This window comes from Chitinophaga fulva, assembly GCF_012927205.1.
In the GTDB taxonomy this organism is placed as follows: Bacteria; Bacteroidota; Bacteroidia; order Chitinophagales; family Chitinophagaceae; genus Chitinophaga; species Chitinophaga fulva.
This window is the reverse complement of the sequence record NZ_JABBGC010000004.1, coordinates 686,865-700,160: the sequence shown is the minus strand read 5'-3', so window position 1 is coordinate 700,160 and position 13,296 is coordinate 686,865. Positions and strand designations below refer to the sequence as shown.

Genomic DNA, 13,296 nt, shown 5'->3' with positions numbered 1-13,296 from the left:
GGATTTTGGTCAGCATAAACCTGCCTAAAAATCAGTAGTTTCGGAATCTCAAAATCAAAAGACCATGATTGAAACCAAAGCTTACGCAGCACAAAATGCTACTTCCCCCCTGGGTCCGTGGAACTTCGAACGGAGAGAAGTTGGTCCTCACGATGTACAGATAGAAATCCTTTATTGTGGCGTATGTCATTCCGATATACACCAGGTACGGGACGAATGGGGTGGTTCTGTGTACCCGATGGTGCCTGGTCATGAGATCGTGGGCCGTATTGTGAAAGTGGGCGACCATGTGACCAAATTCAAAGTGGGCGATCTGGCAGGCATTGGCTGTTTTGTGGATTCCTGCCGGGAATGCGATCCCTGTAAAAGCGGAGAAGAACAATACTGTGAGAAAGGCAACGCCAGCACGTATAACGGTACAGAAATGGACCGCAAAACGCTCACCTATGGCGGTTATTCCACCCAGATTGTGGCAGATGAACAATATATCCTGAAAGTGTCCGACAAACTGCCCCTCGAAGGAGTGGCGCCACTGCTGTGCGCCGGTATCACCACCTACTCTCCGCTGCGCCACTGGAAAGTGGGCAAAGGACATAAAGTAGGCGTTCTGGGCCTGGGTGGTCTTGGACACATGGCGGTGAAACTGGCCAATTCCATGGGCGCCGAAGTGACCATGCTGAGCACTTCCCCATCCAAAGAAGCAGACGCTAAAAAACTGGGCGCGCATCATTTTGCACTGATCAAAGACAAGGAGCAGATGAAAAAATTACGCAACCATTTTGATTTCATCATCAATACGGTGTCTGCCCCACATGAATACAACGATTTCCTGAAGCTGCTGACACTCAATGGCGTCATGATTTGCCTGGGCATACCGCCGGAACCTTCCGCCGTGCCTGCCTTTCACCTGATCATGGGCCGCCGCAGCATTGCCGGTTCATTAATAGGCGGCATCCGTGAAACACAGGAAATGCTGGACTACTGCGCCGAACACAACATCGTCAGTGATGTGGAAGTGATCGATATCCAGGATATCAACACCGCCTATGACCGAATGATGAAAGGCGATGTGAAATATCGCTTCGTGATCGATATTGCCAGTCTGAAAAAATAATATTTCACTTAATTTATCATGTAAAAGGCAGGTCATTTACCTGCCTTTTCTTTTTACAAAAGGCTTTCCCCTTTTGGGTAGGACTGTCAACATTTTGCAGAGAAAAAACAGCCCCGTTTGCTACGCACAAAAATGCATTTTTATTTTTTTTCAGCTCCGTATAATCCTTATATTTAATCACCGTTTTCTTTTATTATAAGACCTAGCCCCTGACTCACAAACCATATCAAATGCTTGTCAGTAACAAACATTTTACCCCGGTGATTGGACTGGACCTCCATATTGTTATTCTTTTAGGATTTCCAGTGCCACTACCCCATCCTTTTATCGGACTGGTCATAGACCCCATGGATTATATACCCGTTATTGGCGCTACCACCCGCATCAATCATGTGCCACGTGGCAAAAGCGATACCAACGGGATGCTGATCTTTCTGTTCCATATTCCCATGGGAGGGCCGTTCTTACTGGCTCCGATGATCGGCCATGATGCTGTTAACTTCTTTGGCAGTAAGAAAGTAAAAGTAGAGGGTAATCTCATGAGTCCATCAGGACATATGCTGATGACCTGCAATGATATTGGTCTACCTTTATCCATTACACCCGGAAAAAAATTCAAGCCGATACCCAGCCTTTACCTTCCCACTTCCTATTCTATTCCGCTATCATTTGGGAAACCTGTGATGGTAGGCGGGCCTTATGTTCCTGACTGGGCAGGCGTATTGCTGAATCTTATCATGTCTTTTGGATTTGGCGCATTAATGAAGGGAATTGGTAAAGCTGGCAAAAAGGCACTGACTAAATTCAATCATGCGCTGAAAGCAAAAATCGGCAGCAACAAACTGAGCAGAGCCCTTTGCAAGAAAGGATTTGAACCGGTAGACCTGGTGCAGGGCATCGTGATTTATGATGGTACCGACTTTGAATTACCTGGTCCTATACCGTTGAAATGGGAGCGCTCATGGAACAGCGACAGCACTTTTGAAGGGCTGCTTGGCCATGGGACCCATTTATGCTACGACATGCGGGTATACGAATTCCCGGATGAAGATGCCACCATCGTACTGCTGAGCGATGGCCGCAGTGCGGTATTTGACGGACTTCCCTATTCCGGTGAAAGTAATTACAACCGGCATGAACAATTGTTGCTCACGAGGGCCAACGTAGAAGAATACACGCTGTTTAGTTATGAAAACCGGCGATCATACACCTTCCGCAAACTACATCCGGCAGACAGACAGTACCGACTGATCAGTATTACGGATGAGAGAGAATTTATGATCAGTTTTCATTACAATGATGCCGGGCACCTGTTGCGGATCATTGACAGTGTTGGCAGACATCTGCTCATGGAACATGACCATGATGGCCGTATTACCCGCGTGACCGCCCGTCACCGAGGAGAAAGCCGGGAACTGGTACGGTACGCCTATAATGAAGCCGGCGACCTTACGGAGCTGACTGACGCACTGGAACAGACAACATATATTCATTACCGTGACCATCTGATGATTAAAAAAACGGACCGGAATCACAACTCCTTCTACTGGGAATATGATAAAGAAGCGCGATGCATTCATACTACCGGAGATAAAGGGGTAGTGGAAGGCTGGCTGGAATACTACCCTGACAAAGGTTTTAACCGGATACGCAACACAAAGGGCACTACCACCTACTATTATACACCGGATTTTGTAGTATCACAGATAAAGGACCCGTTGGGCCATTCTACTTTTTTCGAATATACGGAAGACATGGAGCTGTATCGCGTTATCGATCCGGAAGGTAACGTTACCGGGTATACGTATGACAAGCTGGGAAACCGTGTCAGTGTGACGCTGCCAGATGGCAGCACTCAAACCACACACTATGATGACGCCGGCAGGATCATACTGGAAGATGATGCCATCGGCAATAGCCGCACCTATATCTACTACCCAAAGACCAGCCAGACACATACCATCACTGAGTCCGGCGGCCGTATTCACATACACCGGTATAATGAACAACACCTTCTTCATAAAATTGAAACTGAAGATGGACAAGTGACGTTGTTGAATTATGATGAAGATTTTAATATCATCGGTACGCTTATGCCAGATGATAGTCAGATAACACGGACCTACGACAAATGGGGAAGGTGCCTCTCCGTCACCGGCCCGGTGGAAAGCGAGCAGGAAATCAGCTACGACAAGCTGGACAGAATCACTGAACTCAGACAGGCCGGAGGAAATCACATACAGGTTCAATATGACGCCTATGACAGCATAACCCTCGTTCAGGATAAAGAGCGTCAGATACGCCTCTCCTACACCCCTTTGGGTAAAATCAAACGACGGGAAGAAAACGGTTCTACCATTCACTTTATTTATGACCGGGACGAAGACCTGACCGGCGTAGTAAATGAACAGGGAGAATCCTACCGTATCCTTCGCGATGCCAATGGCAATATAATCAGTGACACTGGTTTTGATGGGTTGATTCGGCATTATGAAAGAAACAGCGCCGGAAAAATCATCCGTATTCTACGTCCGGGCAACAAATGGACCCGCCTGGAATACGACTGCAACGGGAAAATCGTACGAACAGAACAACATGACGGTACCTGGGAAGCCTTCAACTACAACCGCAACGGGGCGATAACAGAAGCCATCAATCAGCATACCATGGTCCGCTTCCAGCGAGACAATCAAGGCCGGGTGGTAACCGAATGGCAGGATTGGCACCTGGTCAACAGTCACTATGATGCTGCCGGCCACCGCAGTTCCGTTACCAGCAGCATTGGCGCCAATATCCGTTTCAACTGGGACCACGTCAACGGCCTCTCCGGCATCACTGCCGGGACAACCGGCCAGGAAGAGGACTGGTCTGCCCGGATTGAAAGAAACCTGTTTGGTCAGGAAATCGCGCGATATCTGCCTGGAAACGTTAACGAGTACTGGCATTACGACAACACAGGCATGGCGGTATCCCATAGAGTGAGCGCCGGAGAACATACTACCAGGCATCGTCAATATTACTGGGACAGCCAGCACCGTTTGAAACAAATGCTGAATGTACTGAACCGGCAAATGAGAAAATTTGGCTATGATGCAGAGAACCGGTTGTCGTGGGCGCAGTATGAAAACGGGCAGACCGGTTACCGCAGCCCGGACCGGAGCGGCAATCTGTTTGAGACGGCTGACCGGTTGGACAGAAAATATGGTACAGGCGGCAGGTTGCTGGAAACAGGCCAGGCCCGTTATGCTTATGATGACGAAGGAAATCTGGTCCGTAAAACTGTAGTTGCAGGTGGTACCCCCGCTACCTGGGAATATCGCTGGTATGCCAACGGCCTGCTGGAGGCAGTCACCCGACCGGATGGTGCTATTGTATCCTTCCGGTACGATGCTTTGCGGCGCAGAACAGAAAAAACGATACGAAACCGGATTACCCGGTTTGTCTGGAATGGCGCTGTACCACTTCATGAATGGACCTATCCGGAAACAGAACGGCCCTACACGACTGTCAACGAAGATGGAGAAATATCATGGAGCCATCCTGAACCAATACCACAAGACACGCTTACTACCTGGGTTTTTGATGAAGGTAATTTCAGGCTGTCGGCCAAAATTACCAATCAGCAAAGTTACTCCGTCATCACGGATCATCTCGGTACACCCAGTGAAGCTTATGATGACAAGGGGAATAAAGTATGGACAGCTGACCTGGATATCTACGGTCGGGTGCAACTGCTGCAAGGCGACAAGTATTTCATTCCTTTCCGGTATGCCGGGCAGTATGAGGATGCCGAAACCGGACTTTACTATAACAGGTTCAGGTATTATGACCCTGCCACTGGTATATATCTGAGCCAGGACCCCTTGTCAATTATTGGCGGTTTAAATCTTTATGCATATGTTCACGATACCAATACCTGGATAGACCCGTTTGGGTTAAGTGGTTTTCTGTTCAGGGGAGATGACTTTTATAACGGCGGGGATGTTGGATTGCCATTAGGCAGTGATGCTGATATTACGACTCCCTGGGAACATGTCAGGAGACCCAGCAATGGAGAAACGAGTATTTTCACCTCATTTACGGACAAAAAGGCAATTGCAGAAAAATTTGGCAAACCTCGCAAAGTTTCCATGGATGAATTAAAGGCACTGGAAGCAGAAGGTAAAATAAAAATACATACACCCGAATCAGTGGCCGAGATGATGAAAAACAGCGGAGATAAGAAATTGAGAAAAGATGCCAATAATGTCAAACAAATTATGGAAAAAAATGGTGAGTTCCTGATCGAAGGGACAGTAGAAAAATCACTTCTTAAAGGTTGTAATTAAAACGGTTATTATGTTAGCAGAAGCAATGAACACCTACAACATTGCCTTGTATACCATCAGGGAAAAAGGCTACGCTATAAAATTAGAACTGGATGAAGCGAAAGAAGAAATCCTGTCGTGGCTGGCAACCAAAGGGGACATGACTATTTCGGCATTCAACCCATTATCTTTACTAGCGTTAGTCGTTGTAAATGAGCAATATGGAAAGGATTGGAAACAAGTAAAAACGGGAGACTTATATGATGAAATATTAGAACAAGAAGACTAATCTTTCAACAAGATCACCCAATACCAGAAAACCCCTTATCTTTATTAACATTAGTCGTCGCACATGAACAATGTGGAAAAAATTGCACCAGGTGAAAGACCCGGGACTTTTATGCTAACATATTAGCGAACCTTACTGATTTCCAACAAGCAGATTAGAGATCCAACCATGAAACTAAAAACAGACGCCTTACAATCGTTGAAAGACAAACTGCTCAACTGGCAGCAGCTATCTGAACAGGAACTGGAAGCATATATCCGGGAATTTGAAAAAATACCACGGGCCGAAGTTTCGACCTTCTATACGCCGGTATTGTCCGACAATGAGTTGGGAGCTATACTGGTGGCTATTGGCAGGCAGTTTCCGGACAACACCAAGTTACAGGTCAATGTTGTTTCTGCATTAGGCAACATGGTGTGGCGGTATGGACTGACACCTACAGATGTGATGTTTGATTTTCTGGTGGCCGCGTCCAGTAATAGAAAAGTCAATTTTTATGTGGCGCTGCACATTCGTGTTTTCCCACAATACCAGACGTGGAGCAGAAAGTGGGAATATCTTATGTCAGTGCCGGAAATCGCACCCAGAAAAAAAGCCTTTGTTGTTTTCTACGACACCGTAAAACAGCAGCTGGAGAAACACGATATAATGCCATTGGAGGTAAAACTGGTGATTATCAAAAAAATCCAGGCTCAACTGGAGGACGAGGACTTGCATCCCTATTTAAAAGACGATTACCTGGCCACTTTACATGCGATAGTTGAAAAATAAAAAAAGCCCGTTCATAAAAATGACCAGGCTTATATTATTCTTAAAACAACTATTTGTCAAACTCTAAACCAGATAACCAAACAGGTTATCATCTTTATTCAATTCGGTGAACTGAAAATTATATTTCCGGAAGTTGGCGATGAGGGTATCATAATCCTCCCTGCACTTCAGTTCTATGCCTACCAGTGCGGGGCCTGTTTCCTTATTATGTTTCTGAATAAACTCAAAGCGGGTGATATCGTCGTTAGGCCCCAGGATATGGTTCAGGAATTCCCTGAGTGCCCCCGGGCGCTGTGCAAAGCGGACAATAAAGTAATGCTTCAGTCCTTCGTACAGCAATGAGCGTTCCTTTATTTCCTGCATGCGGTCGATATCGTTATTGCTGCCGCTGATGATGCAAACAACTTTTTTCCCTTTGATTTCTTCCGCGTAGTCCTGAAGGGCGGTGATAGAAAGCGCGCCGGCAGGTTCTACCACGATAGCATCTTCATTGTATAATTTGAGGATGGTGGAGCACACCATGCCTTCGGGCACGAGGTGCATTTCATCCAGTACTTCGCGACATATTTCGTAATTGAGGGTCCCTACTCTTTTCACAGCAGCGCCGTCAACGAAACGTTCAATTTCATCAAGGGTTACCGGGCCTCCGTTTTCAAAGGCACGCAGCATGGAAGGGGCGCCTTCCGGTTCTATGCCCACGATGCGGGTTTTAGGGCTATAGGTCCTGAAGTAGGTGCCTACGCCGGCAGCGAGGCCGCCACCGCCTACGGGTACAAATAAATAATCGATGTTGGTCTGGTCTTCCAGAATTTCCACTGCCACGGTGCCTTGTCCTTCGATAATTTTAGCGTTATCAAAAGGGGGAATGAAGGTCATGCTATGGGCAGCGGTGAAGGCCTGTGCTTCGGCGGAGCAGTCGTCGAAAGTATCACCGGTAAGGCATATTTCGATGTTATCGCCCCCAAACATATTGACCTGATTTACTTTTTGCTTTGGTGTGATGATCGGCATGAAGACCACGCCTTTGATGTTCATGGCTTTACAGGCGTAGGCGAAGCCTTGTGCATGGTTACCGGCACTGGCGCAGGTAACGCCTTTAGCCAGCAGATCGGCGGGCAGGCTGCTAATCAGGTTGTAGGCTCCGCGGAGTTTATAGGAGCGTACAATCTGCATATCCTCTCTTTTCAGATATACATCACAGTTATAGCGACGGGAGAGCGTGGCGCTATAAGTCAACGGTGTGCGGTTCACCACAGGCTTCAATTTCACCGACGCATCGAGGATATTGAGCGGGCTAACGCCAGATATTAAGTTAGAGGACATATTAATTCATTTGGAGATTTGGTTATTTGATCATTTGAGTATTAACAATAATTCTGTCAATAGTTAAATAATCAAATAACCAAATCATAAAATATTATGCGTTAGGTCTGAGCTTACGAACAGCTGCACCAGCCTGCCACATTTCGCTTTCGCGCAGTTCTTTCAGTTCTTCGTTCAGTTTCTCGCGGTAATCCGGAGTGCTGTTGGAAGCGATAGAACGGGCAGCTTCTTTACCGGCAGCTACGCTGGCGTACAGTTCATCAAATACCGGCTGAGTAGCATCTTTAAACTTCTTCCACCAGTCGAGCGCACCACGCTGAGCAGTAGTAGAGCAGTTAGCATACATCCAGTCCATACCGTTTTCAGCAACGAGCGGCATCAGGGACTGAGTCAGTTCTTCTACGGTTTCGTTGAATGCTTCAGACGGAGAGTGACCGTTTCTGCGCAGTGTTTCGTATTGAGCAGCGAAGATACCCTGGATACAGCCCATCAGTGAACCACGTTCGCCGGTGAGGTCAGAGAATACTTCTTTTTTGAAGTCTGTTTCAAACAGGTAACCAGAGCCAACGCCGATACCCAGTGCTACTACGCGTTCTTTAGCGCGGCCGGTAGCGTCCTGGAAGATAGCGAAGCTGGAGTTCAGGCCCTGACCAGCCAGGAACAGGCGGCGCAGGGAAGTACCGGAACCTTTAGGTGCAACCAGGATTACGTCTACATCAGCAGGCGGAATAATACCGGTCTGATCTTTATAGGTGATACCAAATCCATGGGAGAAGTACAGTGCTTTACCAGGAGTCAGGTGTTGTTTCAGGGTAGGCCACAGGGTGATCTGACCAGCATCGGACAACAGGAACTGGATGATAGTACCTTTGGCAGCAGCTTCTTCGATATCGAATAAAGTTTCGCCCGGAACCCAGCCATCAGCTACTGCTTTATCCCATGTTTTGGAATTTTTACGCTGCCCAACGATAACGTTGAAGCCGTTATCTTTCAGGTTCAGTGCCTGGCCGGGGCCTTGTACACCATAGCCGATAACAGCGATGACTTCATTTTTCAGGACTTCCCGTGCTTTTTCCATTGGGAACTCTTCCCTGGTTACTACTTCTTCGAGTACACCTCCAAAATTGATGGTTGCCATGTTTTGTGTTTTTAGCTTTTAGCTACTAGCCATTAGCTATTAGCTGTAAAATTTAAGTAAATGAATAAAGGCTTGTTTATGTTTGCGGCTACCGGCAGCTTATGCTTCCGATGATGCCTGCAGTTCTTTCAGGTGTTCGTGGAAACGGCGGCTCCATTTCACAATGGCCACTCTTCCGCTTTTGGAATATTCTATCAGGCCATAGGGCTCCAGCTTCTTAATGAAGTCTGTCAGCTCCTGTTGGTGACCGGTTTTTTCGATCACGAAATAGTCTGCCGTAATGGTCAGGATACGCGCCTGATGGTCCCGAATCAGCCGTTCAATATCACCGGACTCCAGTGATTTGGTGGAAATCTTATACAATGCCAGTTCCTGGTACACCACTTCATCTTCCTCGTGTACAAAGGCACGGTGAATTTCAATCAGTTTTTCGATCTGACCGACCACCTTATCCAGTTTTTCACGTGTAGACATTACCGTTATGATAAACTTATACACGCCGGGGATCTCTGTTTCAGCAGTTGTCAGGCTGGTGATATTGATCCCTCTGCGGGTAAATATAATGGTGATACGGTTGGTGATACCTATACGGTCTTCCGTATAAACCGTGACTGTATATTCTTTTTGCATAAAAACAGCTTGGGCATCCTCCCTCCTGTTTACGGCCTCTGGCCGGTGAAAAAGAGAGGCATTTCTTGTAAAAAAATTATTTACTTGTCTGTTATAATCGGGTGGTACTATTCCAGTCTGATAGAGGAAACAGGGGCGCCGGCAGGCACCATCGGGAACACGTTATCTTCTTTTTCCACCACTACTTCCAGCAGGTAAGCGCCATCAGTAGCCAGCATTTCATCAATAGCAGCGGAAATATCTTCTCTGGCAGTGACTTTTTTGCCCGGGATAAAAAATCCTTTGGCGATCTGAACGAAATCAGGGTTGACCATTTCGGTGGAAGAGTAACGCTTGTCGAAGAACAGCTGCTGCCACTGGCGTACCATGCCGAGGAAGTTGTTGTTCAGGATCACGATCTTCACGCCGATTTTAGACTGGTAGATAGTGCCCAGTTCCTGCAGGGTCATCTGGAAGCAGCCATCGCCGATAACCGCTACGACTTCTTTTTCCGGTGTGCCCATTTTAGCGCCCATGGCGGCAGGCAGGGAGAAGCCCATGGTGCCCATGCCACCGGAGGTGATGTTGGTATTTGGATTTTTGAAGCGGTAGTAACGGGAAGCCACCATCTGATGTTGTCCTACGTCTGTTACCAGTACAGCTTCTCCTTTTGTTTTTTCAGAGATCAGGCGTACGACTTCCGCCATTTTCAGTTCACCGGCTTCAGGATACAATTCACGGTGTTGCACCTTGTCGTATTCCTTTTTGTCGGCAGCCCTGAATTCAGCGAGCCATTCCTCATGCGTGGAAGGCTTTACTTCGTCCACCAGTGCTTCCAGCGCTGTTTTGGCGTCAGCATGTATTGCCACTTCCGCCGGGATGATTTTGTTTATTTCTGCCGCATCGATTTCGATGTGGATAACTTTAGCTTTATTGGCATAAGATGGAACGTCACCGGTTACACGATCGTCGAAACGCATGCCTACCGCGATGAGCACATCGCACTCACCGGTGAGCATATTCGGTCCGTAGTTGCCGTGCATGCCCAGCATACCTACATACAGCGGGTGATCTACCGGAACAGCAGACAGGCCGAGCAGTGTGGAAGCCATGGGTATCTGTGCTTTCTCGGCCAGTGCTATCAGGGCTTTTTCAGCGCCGGACAGCAGTACGCCGTGACCTACCAGCAGGAAAGGTTTTTTCGCTTCATTGATCAGCGCGGCAGCAGCAGTTACAGCTTCCTGCTTCAGTTCAGGCACCGGTTGATAACTACGTATAGTCGTACACGGTACATACTCATATTCAAACTCGCCGAACTGTGCGTTTTTGGTGATATCCACCAGTACGGGGCCCGGACGGCCGCTACGAGCGATATAAAAAGCTTTGGCGATAGCGCCGGGGATATCTTCCTGGCGGGTCACCTGTATATTCCATTTAGTGATAGGCATGGTAATACCGATCACGTCTGTTTCCTGGAAAGCGTCTGTACCCAGCAGCGAAGCAGCCACCTGACCGGTGATGCATACCATGGGAGTACTGTCCATATAAGCGTCTGCAAGGCCGGTGACCAGGTTGGTAGCGCCCGGGCCGGAGGTAGCGAAAGCCACTCCTACTTTACCGGAGCTACGGGCATAACCCTGGGCCGCATGTGTAGCACCCTGTTCATGCCTTACCAGTATATGATGTACCTGGTCCTGGAAATCATACAGGGCATCATAGATAGGCATGATAGCCCCGCCGGGATAACCGAAGATGGTGTCCACTCCTTCTGCGATGAGGGAACGGATCACAGCTTCTGAGCCGGTGATAACAGGCTTTGCAGACAACCGTTTATCTGCCTTCTCAGCTTTCATCGGTAACACATCCTTCTGTTGCATTTTTTACAAGTTTTGCGTACTTAAATAAGATTCCATTGGATACCTTCAATGCCGGAGCGGTCCACCGGGCCCTGCGGGCAGCCAGTTCTTCGTCGCTCACTTTCATATTGATCGTATTGTTCACTGCATCTATTTCGATGATGTCACCGTCTTCCACCAGGGCGATGTTACCGCCTTCGAAAGCTTCCGGTGTAATGTGGCCTACCACGAAGCCATGGGTACCACCGGAGAAACGGCCATCGGTGATCAGTGCCACGCTTTTGCCCAGTCCCACGCCCATGATAGCGCTGGTAGGTTTCAGCATTTCAGGCATACCGGGCGCGCCTTTCGGGCCTACCTGGCGGATCACCACCACATCACCTTGTTTCACTCTTCCGGACTGAATACCGGCGATGAGTTCAAATTCACCGTCGAACACGCGCGCAGGTCCTGTGAACTGTTCGCCTTCCTTACCGGTGATTTTGGCAACAGAGCCTTTTTCAGCGAGGTTGCCATATAATATCTGGATATGGCCGCTGGCTTTCAGTGGCTTCTCCACGGGAACGATAATATCTTGTTTGCCGAAGTCGATATCCGGAACACTTTCCAGATTTTCAGCGAGGGTTTTGCCGGTCACAGTGAGACAGTGACCATGCAGGTAGCCTTGTTTCAGCAGGTATTTCATCACTAACGGAACACCACCGATGTTGTGGAGGTCTTCCATGAGATATTTACCGCTTGGCTTCAGGTCTGCGATCAGCGGGGTTTTGTCGCTTGACTGCTGGAAATCTTCCAGTGTCACTGACACGCCTACAGATTTCGCGATAGCAATAAAGTGCAGTACTGCGTTGGTGCTGCCACCCAGGGCCATGATCACGGTGAGGGCATTTTCAAAAGCCTCTTTGGTCATGATGTCTCTGGGTTTAATATCTTTTTCAAGGAGCAGGCGGATGTATTGGCCCACGTTGGCACATTCTTCCTTTTTCTCCTTGCTCAGTGCGGGGCTGGATGAGCTGTAAGGCAGGCTCATACCCAATGCTTCGATAGCGGAAGACATGGTATTGGCCGTGTACATACCGCCACAGGCGCCGGCGCCGGGGCAGGAGTTTTGTACGATGCCTTTAAAGTCGCCTTCATCAAGTGTGCCGGCCATTTTCTGGCCCAGCGCTTCGAATGCGGAGATGATGTTCAGGTCCTGGCCTTTGTATTTACCGGGTGCAATGGTACCGCCGTAAACCATGATAGAAGGGCGATTGAGGCGGCCCATGGCCATCAGGGAACCAGGCATGTTTTTATCACAGCCGGGTACGGTGATGAGCGCATCATAGTACTGCGCGCCACAAACAGTTTCAATGGAATCAGCGATCAGATCGCGGCTTACCAGGGAGTAGCGCATACCGGGCGTACCGTTGCTCATGCCGTCGCTGACGCCGATGGTGTGGAATGTCAGGCCGACGAGGTTGTTGGCCCAGACGCTTTTTTTCACATCCTGTGCGAGGTCATTGAGGTGCATATTACAGGTATTGCCATCATAGCCCATGGAGGCGATACCGACCTGCGCTTTTCTCAGGTCTTCCTCTGTGAGGCCGATACCGTAGAGCTGTGCCTGCGCAGCGGGCTGCGTAGGGTCCTGTGTAATCGTTTTGCTGTATTTATTTAATTCCATTGCTGTTGTTATTACCCGGATTACCAGCTGTTTATAGTAATCCTATTTTAAAAATCCATCACAAATTACCCGGTGAGGCCGGCAAATTCAAACCAAATATTTCCGGTAAACCGGTCTTCAAATCTGCCTTCGGTTCTCCCAAACTCTTTACTGTAGCGGATTCTCTGTTTTTCGTTTTACAAAGTTCAAGGGAAGCTTTTAGCTTTTAGCTGTCAGCATTTAG

General features: G+C 48.2%; 9 protein-coding genes. 4 read left to right on the top strand and 5 right to left on the bottom strand.

Annotated features, from left to right (window positions below):
- Positions 1-64: 64 nt before the first annotated feature.
- From HHL17_RS31235 to HHL17_RS31220, 4 genes are all read left to right on the top strand, one after another.
- On the top strand, positions 65-1,114 hold the full coding sequence (locus tag HHL17_RS31235) for an NAD(P)-dependent alcohol dehydrogenase (protein WP_206156232.1): 1,050 nt from the start codon (positions 65-67) through the stop codon (positions 1,112-1,114).
- A gap of 230 nt (positions 1,115-1,344) precedes the next feature.
- Positions 1,345-5,442, top strand: a complete 4,098-nt coding sequence (locus tag HHL17_RS31230; RefSeq protein ID WP_169228732.1) for an RHS repeat-associated core domain-containing protein — start codon at positions 1,345-1,347, stop codon at positions 5,440-5,442.
- Positions 5,443-5,452: 10 nt separating this feature from the next.
- On the top strand, positions 5,453-5,710 hold the full coding sequence (locus tag HHL17_RS31225; protein WP_169228731.1) for a hypothetical protein: 258 nt from the start codon (positions 5,453-5,455) through the stop codon (positions 5,708-5,710).
- Between the two features lie 168 nt (positions 5,711-5,878).
- A complete protein-coding gene (locus HHL17_RS31220; protein ID WP_169228730.1) occupies positions 5,879-6,481 on the top strand; it encodes a hypothetical protein in 603 nt (200 codons plus the stop codon).
- Between the two features lie 63 nt (positions 6,482-6,544).
- On the opposite strand, the gene ilvA is transcribed toward HHL17_RS31220, so the two are convergent.
- From ilvA to ilvD, 5 genes are all read right to left on the bottom strand, one after another.
- Entirely contained in the window at positions 6,545-7,804 is a 1,260-nt protein-coding gene (gene ilvA / locus HHL17_RS31215; protein ID WP_169228729.1) for a threonine ammonia-lyase IlvA, read from the bottom strand.
- Between the two features lie 94 nt (positions 7,805-7,898).
- The gene (gene ilvC / locus HHL17_RS31210) at positions 7,899-8,942 is read right to left on the bottom strand and encodes a ketol-acid reductoisomerase (protein ID WP_169228728.1); all 1,044 of its coding nucleotides are present in this window, start codon (positions 8,940-8,942) and stop codon (positions 7,899-7,901) included.
- 99 nt (positions 8,943-9,041) lie between these two features.
- Entirely contained in the window at positions 9,042-9,572 is a 531-nt protein-coding gene (gene ilvN / locus HHL17_RS31205; protein WP_169228727.1) for an acetolactate synthase small subunit, read from the bottom strand.
- A 107-nt stretch (positions 9,573-9,679) separates the two neighbouring features.
- On the bottom strand, positions 9,680-11,428 hold the full coding sequence (gene ilvB, locus HHL17_RS31200; protein WP_240976008.1) for a biosynthetic-type acetolactate synthase large subunit: 1,749 nt from the start codon (positions 11,426-11,428) through the stop codon (positions 9,680-9,682).
- A complete protein-coding gene (gene ilvD, locus HHL17_RS31195) occupies positions 11,394-13,073 on the bottom strand; it encodes a dihydroxy-acid dehydratase (protein WP_169228726.1) in 1,680 nt (559 codons plus the stop codon). The genes ilvB and ilvD overlap by 35 nt, the downstream gene beginning before the upstream one ends.
- Positions 13,074-13,296 lie beyond the last annotated feature (223 nt).